General features: G+C 74.8%; 18 protein-coding genes. 11 read left to right on the top strand and 7 right to left on the bottom strand.

The annotated features are described in order from the left end of the window. Positions 1–69: 69 nt before the first annotated feature. From AC1DQC_RS18845 to AC1DQC_RS18820, 6 genes are all read left to right on the top strand, one after another. Entirely contained in the window at positions 70–483 is a 414-nt protein-coding gene (locus AC1DQC_RS18845) for a M15 family metallopeptidase (RefSeq protein ID WP_477052763.1), read from the top strand. 51 nt (positions 484–534) lie between these two features. Beyond that, positions 535–1,695 (top strand): AAA family ATPase, encoded by a 1,161-nt coding sequence (locus AC1DQC_RS18840; protein ID WP_477052762.1) that lies wholly within the window; start codon positions 535–537, stop codon positions 1,693–1,695. 66 nt (positions 1,696–1,761) lie between these two features. Beyond that, positions 1,762–2,199, top strand: coding sequence for an OsmC family peroxiredoxin (locus AC1DQC_RS18835; protein WP_477052761.1), 438 nt, complete (start codon positions 1,762–1,764; stop codon positions 2,197–2,199). Between the two features lie 186 nt (positions 2,200–2,385). Further along, positions 2,386–5,370 carry an FAD-binding and (Fe-S)-binding domain-containing protein gene (locus tag AC1DQC_RS18830; RefSeq protein ID WP_477052760.1) on the top strand — a complete coding sequence of 995 codons (2,985 nt, stop codon included), beginning with the start codon at positions 2,386–2,388 and terminating at the stop codon, positions 5,368–5,370. 49 nt (positions 5,371–5,419) lie between these two features. After that, positions 5,420–5,716: an MTH1187 family thiamine-binding protein gene (locus AC1DQC_RS18825; RefSeq protein WP_477052759.1), complete on the top strand. Its 297-nt coding sequence runs from the start codon at positions 5,420–5,422 to the stop codon at positions 5,714–5,716. A gap of 173 nt (positions 5,717–5,889) precedes the next feature. After that, on the top strand, positions 5,890–7,257 hold the full coding sequence (locus AC1DQC_RS18820; protein WP_477052758.1) for a hypothetical protein: 1,368 nt from the start codon (positions 5,890–5,892) through the stop codon (positions 7,255–7,257). 7 nt (positions 7,258–7,264) lie between these two features. Here AC1DQC_RS18820 and AC1DQC_RS18815 read toward each other — a convergent pair whose 3' ends face one another. Both AC1DQC_RS18815 and AC1DQC_RS18810 read right to left on the bottom strand, forming a co-directional pair. Beyond that, the gene (locus tag AC1DQC_RS18815) at positions 7,265–8,236 is read right to left on the bottom strand and encodes an alpha/beta hydrolase (protein ID WP_477052757.1); all 972 of its coding nucleotides are present in this window, start codon (positions 8,234–8,236) and stop codon (positions 7,265–7,267) included. Next, positions 8,233–9,192 (bottom strand): zinc-binding dehydrogenase, encoded by a 960-nt coding sequence (locus tag AC1DQC_RS18810; RefSeq protein ID WP_477052756.1) that lies wholly within the window; start codon positions 9,190–9,192, stop codon positions 8,233–8,235. The genes AC1DQC_RS18815 and AC1DQC_RS18810 overlap by 4 nt, the downstream gene beginning before the upstream one ends. A gap of 83 nt (positions 9,193–9,275) precedes the next feature. On the opposite strand from AC1DQC_RS18810, the gene AC1DQC_RS18805 reads away from it, so the two are divergent. Then, positions 9,276–10,097, top strand: coding sequence for a MerR family transcriptional regulator (locus AC1DQC_RS18805; protein WP_477052755.1), 822 nt, complete (start codon positions 9,276–9,278; stop codon positions 10,095–10,097). Between the two features lie 4 nt (positions 10,098–10,101). Here AC1DQC_RS18805 and AC1DQC_RS18800 read toward each other — a convergent pair whose 3' ends face one another. Genes AC1DQC_RS18800 through AC1DQC_RS18790 form a run of 3 tightly spaced genes read right to left on the bottom strand, consistent with a single transcriptional unit; the run spans position 10,102 to position 13,479 of the window. Further along, positions 10,102–10,809: a maleylpyruvate isomerase N-terminal domain-containing protein gene (locus tag AC1DQC_RS18800; RefSeq protein WP_477052754.1), complete on the bottom strand. Its 708-nt coding sequence runs from the start codon at positions 10,807–10,809 to the stop codon at positions 10,102–10,104. A gap of 21 nt (positions 10,810–10,830) precedes the next feature. Beyond that, positions 10,831–12,090: a homoserine O-acetyltransferase MetX gene (metX, locus tag AC1DQC_RS18795; protein ID WP_477052753.1), complete on the bottom strand. Its 1,260-nt coding sequence runs from the start codon at positions 12,088–12,090 to the stop codon at positions 10,831–10,833. Positions 12,091–12,096: 6 nt separating this feature from the next. Beyond that, a complete protein-coding gene (locus tag AC1DQC_RS18790) occupies positions 12,097–13,479 on the bottom strand; it encodes a bifunctional o-acetylhomoserine/o-acetylserine sulfhydrylase (protein ID WP_477052752.1) in 1,383 nt (460 codons plus the stop codon). Positions 13,480–13,983: 504 nt separating this feature from the next. Here AC1DQC_RS18790 and AC1DQC_RS18785 point away from each other — a divergent pair. After that, entirely contained in the window at positions 13,984–15,420 is a 1,437-nt protein-coding gene (locus AC1DQC_RS18785) for an NlpC/P60 family protein (protein ID WP_477052751.1), read from the top strand. Between the two features lie 136 nt (positions 15,421–15,556). On the opposite strand, the gene AC1DQC_RS18780 is transcribed toward AC1DQC_RS18785, so the two are convergent. After that, on the bottom strand, positions 15,557–16,540 hold the full coding sequence (locus AC1DQC_RS18780) for a hypothetical protein (protein WP_477052750.1): 984 nt from the start codon (positions 16,538–16,540) through the stop codon (positions 15,557–15,559). 234 nt (positions 16,541–16,774) lie between these two features. Beyond that, positions 16,775–17,275, bottom strand: a complete 501-nt coding sequence (locus tag AC1DQC_RS18775) for an inorganic diphosphatase (protein WP_477052749.1) — start codon at positions 17,273–17,275, stop codon at positions 16,775–16,777. A 167-nt stretch (positions 17,276–17,442) separates the two neighbouring features. On the opposite strand from AC1DQC_RS18775, the gene AC1DQC_RS18770 reads away from it, so the two are divergent. From AC1DQC_RS18770 to tilS, 3 genes are all read left to right on the top strand, one after another. Further along, a complete protein-coding gene (locus tag AC1DQC_RS18770; RefSeq protein ID WP_477052764.1) occupies positions 17,443–18,855 on the top strand; it encodes a D-alanyl-D-alanine carboxypeptidase/D-alanyl-D-alanine-endopeptidase in 1,413 nt (470 codons plus the stop codon). A 9-nt stretch (positions 18,856–18,864) separates the two neighbouring features. Continuing rightward, complete coding sequence (locus tag AC1DQC_RS18765) at positions 18,865–19,917, top strand: zinc-dependent metalloprotease (RefSeq protein ID WP_477052748.1); 1,053 nt, start codon at positions 18,865–18,867, stop codon at positions 19,915–19,917. Then, positions 19,914–20,754: tRNA lysidine(34) synthetase TilS (gene tilS, locus AC1DQC_RS18760; RefSeq protein WP_477052747.1), on the top strand; the 841-nt coding region annotated here is incomplete at its 3' end. The genes AC1DQC_RS18765 and tilS, both read left to right, overlap by 4 nt.

Genomic DNA, 20,754 nt, shown 5'->3' with positions numbered 1-20,754 from the left:
CGGCGGCGGCATCGACTCGTTCGGGACCGCCCAGCACCGCTGGATGGACGCGCACGCTCCGGGCCTCGAGTGGGTGCACCCTTGCTCGGCTACGCCAACGGCAAGATCCCCGACTCCGCCCTGTGCGGCGTGGGCTTCGACGCCTCGGTCCGGCTCCGCTGCGACGCCGCCGAGCAGCTCGAGGTCCTCAACGCGGCCTACAAGGACCAGTTCGGCACCGACCTCGTGGTCAACGACTCCTACCGGTCGTACGCCGGCCAGGTGATGTGCAAGCGCACCAAGGGCTACCTGTGCGCGACGCCCGGCACGTCGAACCACGGCAGCGGTGTCGCGGTCGACCTCGGCGGCGGCATCGACTCGTTCGGGACCGCCCAGCACCGCTGGATGGACGCGCACGCTCCGGGCCTCGAGTGGGTGCACCCCTCGTGGGCCGAGCGCGGCGGCAGCAAGCCGGAGGCGTGGCACTGGGAGTACGCCGGCTGACCTGCTGGCATTTCCCGCGTCGGGGTGCGCGGCGGCCCTACGATCGGGCGCATGAGCACCTCGGCCGAGCCGGGGCGGACCTGGCCCCTGGTGGGCCGAGCCGCCGAGCTCGACGACCTCGACGACCTGCTGTCGACGGCCGCCGACGGCGTCGGCGTGACGGTGCTCCTCGAGGGCGAGGCCGGCGTCGGCAAGACGAGCCTGGTCGACGCCATCCGCGGCTCCGCCCGGCTGCTCGACGTCGAGCTGCGCACCGCCCGGGCGACCGCGATGCGCGGCTGGCCGTTCGCGCTGCTCTCCGACGCGCTCCTGCTGCACCCCGGCCGCAGCGCGAGCCGCGGACCCGTCGAGTCCGAGCTGGCCGACCTGCTCGAGGCCATGTACTCCGACCCGGCCCACTCCGTGCCGCGGTACGCCCGAGCCGCCGAGCTGTTCGCGGCGCTGCTCCGCCGACGCGGCGACTCCCGACCCTGGGCCCTCGTGCTCGAGGACGTGCACGAGGCGGACGCCGCCTCGCTGGAGGTCCTGCTCCAGCTCGCGCACGAGGGGGCCGTGCCGCGCGCGCTCGTCGTCCTCACCATGCGTCCCGTGCCCTACCGGCCCGAGCTCGCCGCGGTCGTCGCCGCCTGGACCCGCGCGGGTGCGCGCTACCTGGAGCTCCGCCCGCTGACCGCGCGCGCCACCATCGAGCTCGCGGAGAACCTCGTCGGCGGACCCATCGGCCCGTCGCTGCGCGGCACGCTGGCGACGACCGGCGGCAACCCGCGGCTCGTCGCCGACGTGGTGCGGACCGCCCGCTCGGCGGGTGCCCTGGTCCGGGCCGACGGCGTGCTGGACTGCACGGGCGAGCAGTGGCTGACGCCGCTCGACGAGGTGGTCAGACGACGCGTGGAGTACCTGGGTTCCGACGTGCTCACCCTGCTCGGGCAGGCCTCCGTGCTGGGCACGTCGTTCGTCATGGCGGACCTGGCCACGGTGGCCGGCGACCCCGTCGCGGACTGCTGGCGCACGCTGCGGCACGGGCTGGCCGCCGGGGTGGTCCGGGCGCGTGGCGACCGCCTCGTGTTCGGCCACGACCTCGTGCGCGGCGCCCTGTACAACGGGCTGGAGCCCGACGAGCGGCGTGCCCTGCACGCCCGTGCGGCCCAGGCGCTGCGGCGGGCGGGCGCGCCGTCGCAGATCGTCACCGGCCACCTCGAGCGCGCGCGCTGAGCCGGTCTGCTGCTTAGCGTGGGGGATGCGGGCGGTTGCCCGCGTCACCCGGACCCAAGGAGCACCATGCCCACGCGCACCTCTCGCACCGCCTGGAACGGGACCCTGCAGGAGGGCAGCGGCCAGGTCGAGCTCACCAGCTCGGGCGTCGCCACCTTCGACGTGTCCTTCCCCAAGCGTGCCGCGGAGAACGCGGACGGTACGACGAGCCCCGAGGAGCTCATCGCCGCTGCGCACTCCTCCTGCTTCGCCATGCAGCTGTCCGCCGTCATCGCCGAGGCCGGCGGCACCCCCGTCGCCCTCGAGGTCAGCGCCGACGTCACGCTGCGCCCCGACCCGGCCGGCGGCTTCCGCATCAGCGGGATCGTCCTCACGGTCCGCGGCGAGGTCGAGGGCCTCGACGCGGACGACTTCACCAAGGCGGCCGAGACCGCCAAGGCGACCTGCCCGGTGAGCAAGGCCCTGACGGGCACGGAGATCACGCTGCACGCCTCGCTGGCCTGACCGTTCCTTCTTCCGCAACGTCCGCGCATCGACGGGCCCTGGCGCGTACCTGCGCGGACGTTGTGGTCGGCAGGTCGCTGACGTCCGCGCATCGACGGGTCCCGACCCGTACCTGCGCGGACGTTGCGGGTTCCATCCCTCGGTGAGGCGTGCGGGGGAGCCGGTCGCCGATGGGAGACTGCCCCCGTGGCGGCCGTGACGGAGACTCTGGCAGGGGACGTGGGCAGCGCCGACGTCGTGCGGGCGCTGCGGTCCGCGCTGCGCGGGGTCGTCGACGACAGCACGCGCCGCCGCGCCGAGTACTCCACGGACGCCTCGAACTACCGGGTGGTCCCGCAGGTCGTCGCCTTCCCGCGCGACACCGACGACGTCCTCGCGGCCCTCGCGGTGACCCGGGAGCTCGGCGTCCCGCTGACCGCGCGCGGCGGCGGCACCTCCGTGGCCGGCAACGCGGTCGGCACGGGCGTGGTCCTCGACTTCTCGCGGCACGTCAACCGCATCCTCGCGATCGACCCGGACGCCCAGACGGCCCGCGTCGAGCCGGGTGTCGTCATGGCGAGCCTGCAGAAGGCCGCCGCGCCGCACGGCCTGCGGTTCGGTCCCGACCCGAGCACGCAGGCGCGCGCGACGCTCGGCGGGATGATCGGCAACAACGCCTGCGGTCCGCGCGCGGTGGCCTACGGGCGGACCGCCGACAACGTGCTCGCGCTCGACGTCGTCGACGGCACGGGCCGCCGGTTCGAGGCCCGGTCGGGAGCGGGCGCGCTCGACGTCGTCCCGGGTCTCGATGCGCTCGTCCGCGGCAACCTCGACATCCTGCGGACCGAGCTGGGCCGCTTCGGCCGGCAGGTCTCCGGCTACTCGCTCGAGCACCTGCTGCCCGAGAAGGGCACCGACCTGGCCAAGGCGCTGGTCGGCACCGAGGGGACGGTCGGCACGCTGCTCGGCGCGACGGTCCGCCTGGTCCCGGTCGCCGCGGCCCCGGTCCTCGTGGTGCTCGGCTACCCCGACATGCCGACGGCCGCCGACGCCGTGCCCGCGCTGCTCGCGCACGCGCCGCTGGCCATCGAGGGCATGGACTCACGGCTGGTCGACGTGGTCCGTCGCGTCCGCGGTGCCGCCGCCGTCCCGCCGCTGCCCACCGGCGGCGGCTGGCTCATGGTCGAGGTGGGCGGGTCCGACCTGGCCGAGGCGCTGGACCGGGCGCGCGCGCTCGCCGCGTCCTCGGGGACGACCGCCGTCGGCCTCTTCCCGCCCGGACCGGAGGCCGCCGCGATGTGGCGCATCCGCGAGGACGGCGCCGGGCTCGGTGGCCGCACGCCGTCCGGTGAGCAGGCGTGGCCGGGCTTCGAGGACTCCGCCGTCCCGCCCGAGCGCCTCGGCGCGTACCTGCGCGAGCTCGAGGCGCTCATGGCGTCGCACGGCGTCGACGGCCTGGCCTACGGTCACTTCGGCGACGGCTGCGTGCACCTGCGTCTCGACATCCCGCTGGAGCGCTCCGGCAACCCGCTGCGCGCGTTCATGACCGACGCCGCGGCGCTCGTCGCGACGCACGGCGGCTCCCTGTCGGGCGAGCACGGCGACGGACGCGCGCGCTCGGAGCTGCTGCCGGTCATGTACTCGTCGAAGGCCATCGACCTGTTCGGCGCCTTCAAGGACCTGCTCGACCCGCGCGACCTGCTCAACCCGGGGGTGCTGGTTCGGCCCCGCCCGCTCGACGCCGACCTGCGCCGCCCCTGGGCGCGCCCGCTGCTGGCGGACGGCCACGGCTTCTCGTTCGCGCACGACGCGGGCGACCTCACCACGGCGCTGCACCGCTGCGTGGGCGTCGGCAAGTGCCGCGCCGACAGCACGGCGACCGGCGGCTTCATGTGCCCGTCGTACCTGGCGACGAAGGACGAGAAGGACTCGACCCGGGGCCGCGCGCGCGTGCTGCAGGAGATGGCCAACGGCACGCTGGTCACCGGCGGCTGGGGCTCGCCCGAGGTGCACGACTCGCTCGACCTCTGCCTGTCCTGCAAGGCGTGCTCGTCGGACTGCCCGGCGGGTGTCGACATGGCTCAGTACAAGTCGGAGGTGCTGCACCGTACGTACCGCGGGAGGCTGCGCCCGACGTCGCACTACGCGCTCGGCTGGCTGCCTCGGTGGGCCCGCCTCATCACCGGCATCCCCGGTCTCGCCGCCCTCACCAACGCGCTCCTCGGCGTCCGGCCGGTGGCGAAGGTGGTGCTCGCCGGCGGCGGCATGGACACGCGCCGCCAGATGGTCACCTTCGCCCGCCAGCCGTTCCGCGCGTGGGTCCGCGGCGCGGGTCGCGACGCCGTGACCCTGACCGGTCGCGACGACGACGACGTCCGCGCCAGCGAGCGTCCCGGCCACCAGTTCCTCGGCCGGCCCGGCAAGGGGACCGGTGGCTCCGCGGGCAAGCGGCCGCGGGTGGTGCTCTGGACGGACTCGTTCTCCGACACCCTCTCGCCGTCGGTGGCGCAGGCCGCGGTCGCCGTGCTGACCGACGCCGGCTACGAGGTGCTGGTCCCGCAGGACAACGCCTGCTGCGGGCTCACCTGGATCAGCACGGGCCAGCTCGACGGCGCCAAGAAGCAGCTCACCCACCTGCTCGGCGTCCTCGGCCCGTTCGCCGTCAACGGCATCCCCATCGTCGGCCTCGAGCCGTCCTGCACGGCGGTGCTGCGCTCCGACCTGCTCGACCTGCTGCCCGACGACCCCCGCGCCGTCGCCGTCGCGCGCGAGACCCGGACCCTCGCGGAGCTCCTCACGGCGCCGACGCCCATCGGCCCCGGCGACCGCTGGCAGGTGCCGGACCTCTCCGACGTCACCGCCGTCGTGCAGCCCCACTGCCACCACCACTCGGTGATGACGTGGACCGCGGACCGGCGCCTGCTCACCGACGCGGGCGCGCAGTTCTCCGCTCTCGCCGGCTGCTGCGGGCTGGCCGGGAACTTCGGCATGGAGAAGGGGCACTACGACGTCTCGGTCGCCGTGGCCGAGAACGCGCTGCTGCCCGCGTTGCGCGACGCCGGCCCCGGCGACGTCTACCTCGCCGACGGGTTCTCTTGCCGCACGCAGGCCGACCAGCTCGCGGGCGTGCAGGGGATCCACCTGGCCGAGCTGCTCGCGGCGCACCTGCCGGGCCGGGTGCCCACCGCCTGACTCGCGGGCCGAATGGACACGTCCGCCCCCACGGACCAGGCTGGGCGGCATGCTCGTCGCCTTCTCCGTCGCCCCGCTCGGTGCGGGCGAGTCCGTGACCGCCGCCGTCGCCGATGCCGTGCGCATCGTCCGCGAGTCGGGCCTGCCCAACCGCACCGACGCGATGTTCACCACGATCGAGGGCGAGTGGGACGAGGTGATGGACGTGGTGAAGCGCGCGACGGAGGCGGTCGGGCGGCACGGCAACCGCGTCAGCCTGGTGCTCAAGGCGGACATCCGGCCGGGGCACGACGGGGAGCTGACGGGCAAGATCGAGCGGGTCGAGGCGGCACTCACGAACGAGTGACGAACCCGACGTTCCGGACGTCCGGGACCGGGGCATCCGGGTGATGTGACCGATCTCCCGCGACCTGGTCCGACGGACCGGCTGACGGGCTCAGCGCGCTGTGGGACAGTGTGGTCGCGAGCGCGCCGGCGGGGCGCGCGGCCGCACGACGGGACCGCGGAAGGCCAGGACAGATGCCGATCTTCGAGCTCGACGAGGGCCGACCGCGCCTCGTCCAGCCGATGCAGCCGCTCACCGGCTCGTTCGCGCAGGAGTGCGCGTCGCTGCTGACCCACCACCTGGCCGCGATCGCCGGTGAACCCCTCTTCGCGGTCCGGTCCCGCACCGGCACACCCGATCACGCGGACCTGCCCGAGCTGCTCGCGCTCGACGCGACGGGTCGCGCGGTCGTCGTCGACGTCGTTCAGGTGGTCGATGACGACGCCGTGATCTCGGCTCTGCGGCACGCCGGCGCGGCGTCGCGGATGACCACGACCGACCTGGCCCGGGCCTATCACCCGGACCCCAGCCGCTTCGCGGTGGACTTCGCCGCGTTCCGCGAGCAGGCCGCGTTCGGCACGCAGACCAACCGGCGCGAGGGGGTGCGCCTGATCCTCCTGTGCTCGGAGGTCGCGGCCGAGGCCGGCGACACCCTGGGCTTCCTGCGCGGACCCGGCCGGCACGTGGACGTGCTGCAGGTGGGCGTCGTGCGGGGCGTCGACGACCGTCGCCTGCTCGACGTGTCGCCGCTGGCCACGCACGAGGGTGCGCGTCGGTCGGTCGAGCCGACGGCGCTGCGCCTTGTCCGCTCGAGCGAGGGCTTCGTCGCGAGCCCCGGCCCGAGCACGAACGCGCCGTACGAGCCTCGCGTCGCGCCCGGGACGCCGGGCGGCTCCCGCAAGCCCGCGTCCGGCGAGCTGCGCGCGGTCACGCCGCCGCCCGAGGCGCCCGGCCCGCCGGCACCGACCCCGCTGCGTGCGCCGGAGCCGGTCTCGCAGGACAGGCCGCCGACCACGATCCACGAGGCCCCCACCACGTTGACGCCCGTGGTCGGGCTGCGCTTCGGCGCCGACCAGGTGGTGCCCCGCACCCCACCGCGGGACCCCGACGAGGTTGCCGGCCCCCGACCGTTCGTTCCGCTCTCGGCGCCGCTGCCCGTCTCGTCCAGCTTTCCGACGCCGCCCGCGAACCCGCCGGAGGCGCCCGCGAACGCGATGCCGACCATGCCGACGCCTCCGCAGACGACCGAGGCGATCCCCCCGGTGCCCGACGCCGTCGCGGACGCCGACCTGCGCGCGCTGCCCGAGCTGGCGACGCTGGCCAAGAGCCGCCGCGCGATCACGACGCTGGTCTGGGTCCGCGCCCGCCGCGGGCAGCGCCTGGTGGCGATGCTGCGCACCGACGGGTTGCTCGAGCTGCCCACGGGCGAGCTGTTCGCCGACCCGGACGACGCGGCATCGGCCGCGGTCTCGGCGGAGAACCCGGTCGACGGCTGGCGTGCGTGGCGGCTCGGCGAGGGCGGTCCGACGCTCGCCGAGGCGACGGGCGTCCTGCGCCCCTAGCCGCCGCTCAGCCCCACCCGTACGCGGCGGCCCAGCGGTCGATCTCCGCGTAGAACCGGGCGCGGACGGGCGGCGGCGACAGCGCCAGGTCGTGCAGGCCGTCGTGGATCCGCACCACGGTCACGTGCGTGCCCAGCTGCACCGCGCGACGGGCGAGCAGCTCGACGTCGAGCACCACGTCGGCGTGCCGCATCTCCTCGCTCCACCGCGGGCTGATGACCGTGCGGCTCGACGCGAGCATGAGGATGGGCTGCTCGACCGACAACCCCCGGGCCACGCGGGCGTGCCCGGCCATGATCGCCTGGAGCCACCCGGCCCGGACGGGGAACGACGGCGTCGGCCGCCAGCGGGTGTCGTAGGTCCACTCGCCGCCGCTGTCGCTGCTCAGCGTGCGCGCGTAGTAGCCCGGGTCGATGTTGGGCAGCGGTGCCTTCGGCTGGAACCGGGCGATCCGCGCGACCGCCGGCGCGCTGAGGTGGCGCAGCACGGAGGACCCCTGCAGCTCCAGCCAGGGGCTGTTGAGCACGAGCCCGCTCAGCTCGTCGGGGTGCCGGTCGGCCCAGAGCGCCGCGACCAGCCCGCCGGTCGAGTGGCCCATCACCATGACTCGAGCACGCACGCCGAGGTCGCCGCGGATCACGTCGAGCGACGCCTCGATCTCCTCGTCGTAGGTGTGCAGGTCCGCGACGTACCCCGGGGTCTGGCCCGGGCGGAGGCTGCGGCCGTACTTGCGCAGGTCGAGGGCGTAGAACGCGGCGCCGCGCGCGGCCCAGTACTCGGCGAGCCCGGTCTGGAAGAAGTAGTCGGACCAGCCGTGGATGTAGAGGATGGCGCGGGACGCGCGCTGCGGCTGGGGCGTCGGCGGGGCGTAGCGCACCAGGCTCGCGACGACGTCGCCCTCGTCGTCGGGCCGCAGGACCAGCGTCCGGACGCGGTAGTCGGGGCCCAGGACGTCGTCGGCCCACTCGTCGCCGGTCAAGGCTCGATCACGATCTTGCCGAACTGCGTCCCGTCCGCCAGCCGCCGCACCGCCTCGCGCGCGTCGGCCAGCGCGAACGTCGAGTCGACGAGCGGGCGCACGCCGGTGCGGGCGAGGAACGCGAGCAGGTGCTGCAGGTCGTCGCGCGTGCCCATCGTGGCGCCGACGACGCTGATCTCTTGGAAGAAGATGCGCGTGAGCTCGGCCGGCTCGGCGTCGCCGCTGGTCGCGCCCGCGACGACGATCGTGCCGCCCGGCCGGACCGAGCGCACCGAGTGCGACCAGGTCGCCCTGCCGACGCTCTCGAGCACGACGTCGACGCGGGGCACGCGCGCCCCGCTCTCGACCGCCCCGGCCGCGCCGAGCGTGAGGGCCCGCGCCCGGCGCTCCTCGGACCGGCTGGTCACGACGACCTCCAGCCCGGCCGCTGCGCCCAGCAGGATGGCGGCGGTGGCCAGCCCGCCGCCCGCGCCCTGCACGAGCACGCGCTGGCCCGGCGTCGCGCCGCCGGACCGGAACAGCATGCGGTAGGCGGTCAGCCAGGCGGTGGGCAGGCACGCGGCCTCGACGAACGACAGCTCGGCCGGCTTGTCGACGAGGTTCCACGTGGGCACCGCGACCTGCTCGGCGAGCGTGCCGGGGTACCGCTCCGACAGGAGGCTGCGCGGTTCGTCGGCGCCCACCCCGTGCCCCGACGCGCCGCCGATCACCCCGTGCACGACGACCTCGCGCCCGTCGGCGGTGACCCCGGCGGCGTCGGTGCCCAGGATCATCGGCAGCTGCTCGGCGCGGATCCCGACGCCCCGCAGCGTCCAGACGTCGTGGTGGTTGAGCGCCGCGGCGCGAACGTCGACCACCGACCAGTTCTCCCGCGCCTGCGGGGCGGGCTGCTCGCCCACCTCGAGGCCGCTGACGGGGTCGTCGGGCGAGAACCGGGCGGCGTAGGCGGCGATCACCGCCTCAACGTATCCGCCGCGCGGGCGGCGTGTGCGGTGGTGGGCTTGAGGTTGCCCCGCGGCAAGGCCCTAGGTTCACGGCCATGGACGACGACCTGCTCACGGTCGGTCAGCTGGCCCGCCGGGTCGGTCTGACCGCCAAGGCGCTGCGGCACTACGACCGGATCGGGCTGCTCACGCCCGCGACGGTCGACCCGGCGACGGGCTACCGGCGGTACGGCGCGGAGCAGGTGGACCGGGCGCGGCTCGTCCAGGTGCTGCGGTCGGTCGACGTGCCGCTGGAGCAGGTGCGGGCCTGCCTGGCCGACGAGTCGATCGTCCCGTCGGTGCTGAGCACCCACCGCCGCAGGCTCCAGGCGCGCCTGGACCGGGTCCGCGGCCAGATCCACCGGACCGACCACCTTCTCGAGGACGGAGCACCCATGACCGCGCAGGACAGCCAGCCGGCCACGACCGCCGACGAGCGCCAGCTCGCCGTCGACCTGTTCAACAGCGTGTGGCGGCTGCTCGAGGACGAGCACCGCACGGTCGACGACGACGACCGGATGGTGCACATGGCGCACGCGTCGCGCTACCACTGGGGTCAGGTGGGCGCGCCCGAGAACCGCAGCCGCGGCGAGTGGCAGGTCTCCCGGGTGTACGCCGTGCTCGGCCGCGCGGAGCCGGCGCTGCACCACGCGCGACGCGGGCTCGAGATCTGCCGGGAGCACGGCATCGCCGACTGGGACCTCGCGTACGCCTACGAGTCGCTGGCCCGCGCGCACGCGGTCGCCGGCGACGCCGCGCAGGCGCGCACCTGGACCGAGCAGGCGCTGGCGGCGGCCGAGGAGATCGCCGAGGACGACGACCGCGAGCTGCTCCTGTCCGACCTGGAGTCGATCCCCGGCCAGCCGCGGTTCTGGTGAGCCGTCAGAGGATCGGCAGCATGCGACCGAGGTCCGGCACCGCGTCCGACGTGTAGCGCGGGTGCAGGGCGACGGCGAGCGCGTCGACGTCGTACGGCTGCCGGCCGGCGGCGAGCCGCACCCAGGTGCGGGCGTCGGCGACCTCGAGGCTCCAGCCGCCGCGGGCGACGACGATCTCGAGCAGCGCGTCGGCGACGAGGCGCAGCGCGCCCGGCTCGACCGGGTCCGCACCCAGGGGCACCGACCGCGCGAGGTCGTCGGCGTGCACCACGAGCTCGAGCACCCGGGACATCGCCATGGTGCTGAGCAGCACCGGGCCGCGGCGCGCCTGCACGACGCGGTCGTCGGGACCCAGCTCGTCGAGCCGGGCGAACGCCGCCTGCGCGCTGCGGTCGACCGCACCCAGCGGGTCGTCGGCGATCTCGCGGGCCAGTTCGCGCGTGGTCTCCGCGATGTCGGCGGCGCGCGCCACGTAGGTGCCGACGTACTCACCGAACGTGAGCGGGACCGTGCCGTCGGGGACCGGCACGCACACGGCCAGCGCCTCCATCGCGCGGCCGAGGTGCGCGACGAGCTCGGCGACGGACCAGCCCTCGAGCACCGACGGCTCGCCCCCGACGTCGGGGTCGACCACGTCGCTCACCCAGGACCGCAGGCGGTCCCACTGGGCGTGCAGCGCGGTGCGGGCGTCGGCGAGCTCTCCGGAGGGCATGCGCCCCATGGTGCCGGGTATCTAGTGCGTCTGCTCCAGGAACTCCCGCACGTACGCGCCCACCAGGTCCTCCTCGATGAGGAAGCCGTCGTGCCCGTAGTCGGAGTGGATGGTGTGCAGCACGGCGCCGCGGATCCCGGCGGCGATCCGCTCGGACTGGGCCGGCGGGAAGAGCCGGTCGGAGTCCACCGCCACCACGAGCGCGCGGGCGGTCACCGACCCGAGGGCGGCGCTGACCCCGCCGCGGTCGCGGCCGAGGTCGTGCGTGATCATCGTGCGCGTGAGCACCACGTACGTGTTCGCGTCGAACCGGCGGGCCAGCTTGTCGCCGTGGTGGTCCAGGTAGGACTGCACCGCGAACCGACCGCCCTCGAGCGGCTCCTCGCCGCCCTGCGGGATCCGGCCGAAGCGCTCGTCCAGCTCGAGCGGGCTGCGGTACGTCTGGTGCGCGATCTGTCGCGCCAGGCCCAGGCCGACGTGCGGCCCTTCGCCGTCGGGGGCGTCGTAGTAGTCGCCGTCGCGGTAGTGCGGGTCGGCGCGGACGGCCGTCAGCTGCGTGTGGAAACCGGCGATCTGGTCGCCCGACGTCTGCGCGGCGGTCGCGATGGCGGCGATGGCCTCCACCCGCTCGGGCGCGCTCGCGGCCCACTCGAGCACCCGCAGCCCGCCGAGGGACGCGCCGATGACCAGCGCCCACGTGTCGATGCCCAGCAGGTCCGCCAGCCGGACCTCCGCGGCGACCTGGTCGCGGACCGTCAGCAGCGGGAACCGCCCACCCCACGGGCGCCCGTCCGGCGCCGGCGACGACGGACCCGTCGAGCCCTGGCAGCCGCCGAGCACGTTGGGTGCGACGACGAACCAGCGGTCGGTGTCGATGGGAGCGCCCGGACCGACCATCGACTGCCACCAGCCGGCCGTCGGGTGCCCCTCGCCCGCCTCGCCGGTGACGTGCGAGTCACCGGTCAGCGCGTGCAGGACCAGGACGGCGTTGCTGCCGTCCTCGTTGAGCTCGCCCCACGTCTCGTACGCCAGGCGCACCGCCGGCAGCCGGCCGCCGGACTCGAGCTTGAGCGGTCCGAGGTCGGCGAACTGCCGACGCCCGACCGGGTCGCCCTCACGCCAGGCCGCGCTCGCGGGCACGGGCGGACGCCCGGTCTCGGGGGCGCGCGTGGCCAGCGTCCGGGGTCGGGTGCGGGACAGATCGAGCTCGGGCACAGCGGTCCTTCCGGGGGGCGCCGTCGACCCCGTCGGRCCCGACGGGGTCGACGGCGGCGTACTCATGCGGTGTCAGGCGCCCTTCGCGGCGCGGAAGCCGGCATCCAGGTCAGCCAGGATGTCATCGATGTGCTCGATGCCGACAGCCAGGCGCACCAGGCCCGGCGTCACCCCGGACAGGGCCTGCTCCTCCGGCGTCAGCTGGCTGTGGGTGGTCGACGCCGGGTGGATGACGAGCGACCGGACGTCCCCGATGTTGGCCACGTTCGAGTGCAGCTCGAGCGCCGACACGAACGCCTGACCGGCCTCGGTGCCGCCCTCGAGCTCGAACGCGAGCACCGCGCCCGCACCCCGCGGCGCGTACTTGAGCTGCGCGGCGTGCCACGGGCTCGACTCCAGCCCGGCGTAGTGGACCCGCAGCACGTCGTCACGCGCCTCGAGCCAGGCAGCCACCTTGGCGGCGTTCTCGACGTGCCGCTCGACCCGCAGCGACAGCGTCTCGATGCCCTGCGCGATGAGGAACGCGTTGAACGGCGAGAGCGCCGGACCCAGGTCGCGCAGCAGCTGCACGCGCGCCTTGAGGATGAAGGAGAGGTTGACCCCGAACAGGCCGCCGACGCCGAGGTCCCGCGCGAACACGAGGCCGTTGTAGGACGGGTCGGGGGTGTTGTAGTTGGGGAACCGCTCGGGGTGCTGCGCGAAGTCGAACGTGCCGCCGTCCACGATCACGCCGCCGATGGCCGAGCCGTGGCCGCCCAGGTACTTCGTCGCCGAGTGCACGACGATGTCCGCGCCCCACTGCAGCGGGTTGATCAGGTACGGGGTGGCCACCGTGTTGTCGACGATGAGCGGCACGCCGGACTCGTGCGCGACGCCCGCGACGAGCTCGATGTCGAGGATGTCGGACTTCGGGTTGGGGATCGTCTCCGCGAAGAACAGCTTGGTGTTCGGGCGGACCGCGTCCTTCCACGACTGCGCGTCGTGCGGGTCGGTGACGAACGTCGTCTCGATGCCCAGCTTCGGGAGCGTGTAGTGCAGCAGGTTGTACGTGCCGCCGTAGAGCGACGGGCTGGCGACGATGTGGTCGCCGGCCTCGGCGATGTTGAGGATCGCCAGCGTCTCGGCCGCCTGGCCCGAGGCCACGAGCAGCGCGCCGACGCCGCCCTCGAGGTTGGCGATGCGGTTCTCGACGACCTCCTGCGTGGGGTTGCCGATGCGCGTGTAGATCGGGCCGAGCTCCGCGAGCGCGAAGCGCTTGGCGGCCGTGGCGGCGTCCGGGAAGACGAAGGACGTCGTCTGGTAGATCGGCAGCGCGCGGGCACCCGTCGTCGGGTCCGCCTCCTGGCCGGCGTGGATCTGGCGGGTCTCGAAGCTCCAGCTCTCGTTGCTCACGGTCTCGTTCTCCTCAGCGTTTCTGTGCAGGGGATCCGCGGAGGGGCCTCGGGCAGCCGACATCCGTCCCGCGGAGGGGGAGGGGAGTGGCGCACGGGTCGAGCCGTGGCTCGGGCGGGTCTCAGGGGCCGTCCTGGGGACGGCGACCTGCCCGCGGGCACAGCCGAGCGTGCGCTGGGTCAGCGACACATTCGGCGGGACATGGGCCGAGAGTAGGCCGAGGTGTCCGGTCGGCAATACGGCCGTCTCAGGATGTGGTCCGAGTTGTCCTGCCGGCGGGCAGCGTCGCCGCGGTCAGCGCCTGCTGTGCCGAGCCCCCTGCCCTTCCGTGCGTCCCCATCTGCTCGCTCGCGAAGCCTCGTGTCGTGGCTCCGACGTGCCGATGCATCGGCGAACGGGTGATTCGGCCCCGTCCGCGTCCGGTTCGTCCCAAAGCACACGCGTGTGACTCGTGGGACTGGTGTGACAGATGTTCTCTTCTGAGGTTTCCGCAGGTAGCGTCCTTCGAGGACGGCCGCTGGTGGCCGCGCCGCGACGTCGGGGGAGGACGTACAGGTGAGCTGGAGCATGACCACGCGCAGGGCCTCACGGGGCCTGGCTGCCGGCGTGCTCGTCGCCACCCTCATGGCCGGCGGCGCCTCGAGCGCCCTCGCCGATCCGACGCCCCCGTCGCAGCAGGACGTCGACCAGGCCAAGGGCGCCGTGAAGAGCGCCGAGCGCTCGGTCGCCTCGATGGAGGTCCGGCTCGCGCAGCTCAGCGCACAGACCGACGCCGCCGACCTCAAGGTGCAGCAGGCCGGCGAGGCCTACACGCAGGCGCTCGCCGACGCCGACGCCGCTCAGCAGGCCTGGCAGGACTCGCTCGCCAGGTCGAAGGCCGCCGACGCCTCCGCCGAGGACGCCCGCCGCCAGCTGGTCGCCATCGCCCGGGAGATGTCCCGGACCGGCGGGTCGACCGACCTGCTGCAGGCCGTCCTGTCCGCCGACGGCTTCGAGGACGTGGCGCGCCGCACCACCGCGCTCGACCGCATCAGCGGCAAGGCCGACGCCGCCGTCCAGGAGTACAAGGCGACCCAGCTGGTCGCCACCACGCTCGCGGCGCGCGCCGCTGCCGACGCCGACGAGGCCAAGGCCGCCAAGGCCTCCGCCGCGGACGCCCTTGCCGCCGCCGAGAAGGCGCAGACCGACGCGCAGACCGCCCAGACCGCAGCAGCCGCCGAGCGGGACGGCCTGATCACCTCGCTCGCCGCCGCCCGCCAGACCAGCGCCGACGTCGAGCGCCAGCGCCAGGACTTCCTCGACCAGCAGCGCCACGAGCGCGAGGAGGCGGCCGCCAAGGCCGTCGCCCTGCGGCCCCCGCCGGCGCCGGTCGTCGCGACGCCCCCGGCCGCGGGTGGCTCGTCCTCCTCCGGCGGGTCCACGACCACGCCGCCGGCGACCACGCCTCCCGTAGCGACGCCTCCCGCCACCACGCCCCCGGCGACCACGCCTCCCGTGACCACCGCGCCGCCGGTCGTCACCACGCCGCCGCCGACCACGACGACCCCGCCGCCGCCCCCCACGACCACCACGCCGCCCCCGACCACCCCTGCGCCGCCGAAGTACGGCCTCGGCACCGGGACGTCGCGCGGCTCGGCCGGCGGAGGCGAGGCGGCGCTGGCCTGGGCGAAGACGAAGATCGGGCTGCCCTACATCTGGGGCGGCGTCGGCCCCGCGGGCTACGACTGCTCGGGCCTCACCATGAGCTCGTGGCGCACCGCGGGGGTCAACCTCGCCCGCACCACGCGCGACCAGTACAAGCAGGTCCTCAAGATCAGCTACAACGAGCTGCGCCCCGGCGACCTCGTCTTCTGGTCCACCAACCCGAACAACGTCGACGCGATCTACCACGTGGCCATCTGGGCAGGCAACGGCCAGATCATGGAAGCCTCCAAGCCGGGCGACCCCCTCCGAGTCACCTCGATGCGCTGGGGCGGCACGATGCCGTACGCCGGCCGCCCGTAACACCGCCCTTCCCTGACAACGTCCGCGCAAGTACGTCCCCGAGCACGGCCTACCGCGGACGTCGCCACGGGCCGACCGCTTGCGTCCGCGGAGATACGTGTAGGGGCACGTTCTTGCGCGGACGTTGCGGCTATCGTCACGCTCGGCGGCGGCCGCCGCCGGGGGTCCAGCCGGCACTCCGCAGTGCGCGTTCGACCGCGTCCAAGTGACGATCGGGATCCAGACGCAGGCCGAGGCTCGGGATGCGCAGCACGATGTCACCGCTGAGCACGATCTCGTTGTGGCGCAGGCTGTCGTCGATCCACCGGTCCGGACGCAGGTGGCCGATCCCGTCGATCTCCACGACGACCCGCCACCGGGACCAGCGGACGTCGACGTAGGCGCGGCCGCTCGGAGTTGTCATCGGGACCTGGCGCTCGGGCTCGGGCAGCCCGCGGCGGCGGCACAGGCCCGCGAAGTCGAGCTCGTTCAGGGAGCCCACCCCGGTGGCGATCTCGCCGACCAGACCGCGCAGCAAGGTGCGACGCCGGTCTCGTCGGACCCGCTCGAGGACGCCCGATACAGCGTCTGCCGTGGTGAGTCGCTGCTGCACCGGCGCCACGAGCATCAAGGCGGCCTCGCGGTCCGTCCGCGCCCACAGGGCGGCTTGGACGGTGGCGACCTCCGGGCGCGTCCGCGGGATCCCGTCGGTCACGACGTCCTCGCCGCGCCATCGGCGTGTCTCGTGGAGTCGTACACCGGCTGGTGCGGGCAGGGGGTGCGACGACTTCGGCGCGGCGACGTGGATCGACCCATCCCCGTCGAGGCCGGAGAGTCCGGCGGCCATCAGGGCGGTGAACCCGGCGAGCGCGGACCGTGGTGTTCCGCCGACGATCGACCGGGGTGCGCACTCGAGCACCGCAAGCCACCACTCGCGTCGCAGTCCGGGCTCGGCAGGCGCTACCAGGAGGGTGTGACGGCCGACCATGTGCCAGCGCTCGGCGCTGAGCTCAGCCTCGACCTGCTCCTGGGAGAGTCCGAGCTCGCGGGTCTGCCACCGAGTCAGCAGCCCGGCCTGCCGCGCGGCGACCTCCCGGACGCGCGCTCGCCGTGCAGCAGACGCAGATGGAGGTTCGTGCATGACGGAACGGTTGCGCACGCCATCGAGGTGCCGGGCGGTCGGCGATGTCCCGAGCCCACCGAGCCACGAACTCCGGGGCTGTGGACGGCTCGGCGACCCTGGAACGTCCGCGCATCTACGTCCCCCGACACGTAGAAGCGCGGACGTCGCCGGTTGAATGCAGCAACGTCCGCGCTAGTACGGCGCGGGGCACGTAGTAGCGCGGACGTTGGGCCGAGAGAGGAGGAGGAAGTGTCAGTGCTGGGCGTAGTAGTTCGTGTCGATGGCTCGCTGGCGGCTGCGCTCGATCTCCGCCTCCGCCTCCGAGCGGCCGACCCAGTGGGCGCCCTCGACGGACTTGCCGGGCTCGAGGTCCTTGTACACCTCGAAGAAGTGCTGGATCTCGAGGCGGTGGAAGTCGGACACGTCGTCGATGTCCTGGCGCCACGCCGCGCGCTGGTCACCGGTGGGGACGCACAGGACCTTGTCGTCGCCGCCGGCCTCGTCGCGCATGCGGAACATGCCGAGGGCGCGGCAGCGGATGAGGCAGCCGGGGAAGGTCGGCTCCTCGAGCAGCACCAGCGCGTCCAGCGGGTCGCCGTCCTCGCCGAGGGTGCCCTCGATGAAGCCGTAGTCGTCGGGGTACCGCGTCGAGGTGAACAGCATCCGGTCGAGGCGGATGCGCCCCGTGGCGTGGTCCACCTCGTACTTGTTGCGCTGACCCTTCGGGATCTCGATCGTGACGTCGAACTCCACAGCAGCTCTCCTCCGCCCCACGTCCGCGCCCGGGTTCCGGGACCGCCGGTCGCGCGACACTCGTCGTGCGGCGCGCCGGGGTGTCAGGGGCGCCCTTGTCTCGGACAGTAGTCTGACGCACCGCGGGGCGGGGCGTCCCGCGACGGATCGAGCAGGGCAGGGTGACGATGGCCACAGCGGTGCGGGTCGTCGGCACGGCCGTGCTCGTGGTCGTGCTGGCCGGTGCGGCGTACGTGACGGCCGACGCGTACGACGTGGTGCCGGGCATGGTGACCCTGCAGGACGCGCCGCCCGAGCCGCTGCCGTTCCCCACGGCGCCCGGTGCGGTCGAGCCGACGACGAGCGTCCCGGCGCTCACCGACCTCGACCCGCAGGCGCCCGTGCCGGGCACGGGGAGCGTGCAGGCGCTCGTCGACGGGCTGGTCGCCGACCCACGCATGGGCTCGAGCGTCGGCGTGGTGGTCGCGGACCAGCTGACGGGCGACGTGCTCGGCGGGCACCTGCCCGAGCAGGGCCGCACCCCGGCATCGACGGCCAAGCTGGTCACGGCCGTCGCGTCGCTGGGCACGCTCGGGCCGGACACGACCTTGCCGACGAGCGTCGTGCGCGGGTCGGGCAACCGCATCGTGCTGGTCGGCGGCGGGGACATGATGCTCGCGGCCGGAGCGGGCGACCCCGCCGCGGTCGAAGGGCACGCGGGGCTGGGTGACCTGGCGACGCAGGCGGCCAAGGCGTTGCAGCTCGAGGGCGTCGGCACCGTGAGCCTCGGGTTCGACGACTCGCTGTTCGCCGCCCCGACGCTCAGTCCCACCTGGAACCCGGCGGACATCGCCGCGGGGTTCGTCGCGCCCGTCACGGCGCTCGCGGTCGACACGGCCAAGATCAAGCCGGGCGAGTACCCGCCGCGCTACCCCGACCCGTCGCTCGCGGCGGCGAAGACGTTCGCGCAGCGGCTGACCGAGGCGGGCATCGCGGTCGACGGCACGCCCACCCGGACGGGCGTGCCCGAGGGCGGCCGCCAGATCGGCGTCGTGCAGTCCGCGTCGCTGGACGGGATCGTGCACCACTTCCTCGACACCTCCGACAACACGATCACCGAGGTGGTGAGCCGGCTAGTCGCGATCCACGAGGGGCTCCCGCCGAGCTTCGAGGGCGGCGCGACGGCCGTGCTGCACGCGGTGTCGGTGCAGGGCATCGACACGGACGGCGCCCACCTGGTCGACGCGTCGGGGCTCGGCGCCGGCTCGGTGCTGCCGCCCGACCTGCTGCTGGGCCTGCTCCGGCTGGCGACGGACCCCGCGCACGGCGTGCTGCGCGACGTCGCCACGGGCATGCCCATCGGCGGGCTGACCGGCACCCTGAGCGACCGGTACACGCAGTCGAGCGCCCGCGGCCTCGTGCGCGCGAAGACCGGCAGCCTGCCGCACGTGACCGCGCTGGCGGGGACGGTTCTGGACACCGACGCGCGCCAGCTGGTGTTCGTGGTGCTGGCGGACGCGACCCCCGACGGCGGCCAGTGGGGCCCGCGCGCGGCCATCGACGGGTTCGTCACCACGCTGTCGGGCTGCGGCTGCGGTTAGTTTGACGGGGTGGAGACCCCGAGAAGCCCGGTCGACTGGGACCTAGCCGCCCGCATCGCGGGACGGCTCGCCGCCCCCGGGCCGCTGGCCGGCCGCGACGAGCTGGTGGCGCTCGTCGACGAGCTGCGCGACGCCGCCGGCCGCGCCGCCGTGCACGCCTCGCGCATCACCGGGCTGGAGGCCGCGGACGGCACGCCGCCGGCGGRGGTCTCCCGGGTGGTCGTCGTCGACCGGGTGCACTGGGCACGCGCCAACGCCGAGACGTTCGCGGCGATGACCGGACCGCTCGCGACGCGCACGACGAGCAACGCGTCGCGCGCGGCCGCCGCGGTGCAGGTGGGCGGCGTGCTGGCGCTGCTGTCCGGCAAGGTCCTCGGGCAGTTCGACCCGTTCACCGCGACCGACGGGCGTGGTCGGCTGCTGCTCGTCGCGCCGAACGTGCTGCACCACGAGCGCCGCCTGCGGGTGGACCCGTCGGACTTCCGGCTGTGGGTCGCGCTGCACGAGCAGACCCACGCGCTGCAGTTCGCGGCGGCGCCGTGGCTCGCGGAGCACCTGCGGGGCCGGGCGGGCGAGCTCATGGGCGACCTGGCGGCGGACAAGGCGCTGGTCCCCCGGGTGGGCGAGCTGCTGCAGGCCGTGTCGCGCGCGGTGGCCGGGGGTGCCGACGACGGCATCGGGGTGCTCGACCTGCTCTCCGCCCGGCAGCGGGAGGTGTTCGAGGAGGTCGGCGCGGTCATGGCCCTGCTCGAAGGCCACGCGGACGTCGCGATGGACGAGGTCGGGCCGCGGGTGGTGCCGAGCGTGCGGACCATCCGCAAGGCCTTCGAGAACCGGCGCGACCAGGCGGCGAAGGCCAAGGGCATGGACCGCGTGCTGCGCCGGCTGCTCGGCCTGGACACCAAGCTCGCGCAGTACCGCGACGGCGCCGCGTTCGTCCGGGCGGTGCGCAAGGACGTCGGCCTGGCGGGGCTCAACGCCGTGTGGACGTCGGCGGAGCACCTGCCGGTGCCGCAGGAGATCTCCGACCCGCGGGCGTGGGTGCGGCGGGTCCACGGGTGAGCGGTCCGGCGCCGTCGGTCGCGGCGGTGCGCTCGGCGGTCGCGGCGTCCGTCGCGGACCTGCCGCCCGGCGCGCTGGTGCTGGTCGCGTGCTCGGGGGGACCGGACTCGCTCGCGCTCGCGGCCGGTGCGGCGTTCGTGGCGCGGCGGTCGGAGCGCGGGGGCCGTCCGTGGCGCGCCCGTGCCGTCGTCGTCGACCATGGCCTGCAGGAAGGCTCGGAGCAGGTTGCCGACGAGGCCGCCGCGGCCTGCCGGGCGCTCGGCCTGGACGCGGAGGTCGTCCGCGCGGACGTCGCCGGCCGGGGCGAGGCCGGCGCCCGGTCGGCCCGCTACGCGGCGCTGGAGCGGGTGGTCCACGAGCGCGGCGCCGCCGCGGTCCTGCTGGGCCACACGCTCGACGACCAGGCGGAGACGGTGCTGCTGGGGCTGGCCCGCGGGTCGGGCGCGCGCGCCCTGTCGGGCATGCCCGCGGTGCGGGGACCGTTCCGCCGTCCGCTGCTCGGGTTGCGCCGCGCGGACACGGAGGGGGCCTGCCGCGAGCTCGGGCTGCGCCCCTGGCAGGACCCGACCAACGACCACGAGCACCGCGACGCCGGCCTGCGCAGCCGGGTCCGGGGCGAGGCGTTGCCGACGCTCGAACGGGTGCTGGGACCGGGCGTCGCGGAGGCGCTGGCGCGCACGGCGGCGCAGCTGCGCGAGGACGCCGACGTGCTGGATCCGCTGGCCGCCGACCTGCTCGCCGCCGCGCGCACGGACGAGGGCCTCGACGTCGACGTCCTGGGGCGCGCCCCGGCCGCCCTGCGCACCCGGGCGCTGCGGGCCGCGGTGCGGGCCGCGG

It is taken from the genome of Cellulomonas sp. P4_H12, from assembly GCF_056400905.1.
Note: the sequence above shows the minus strand (reverse complement) of the source record. Positions and strands in the feature narration are given on the sequence as shown.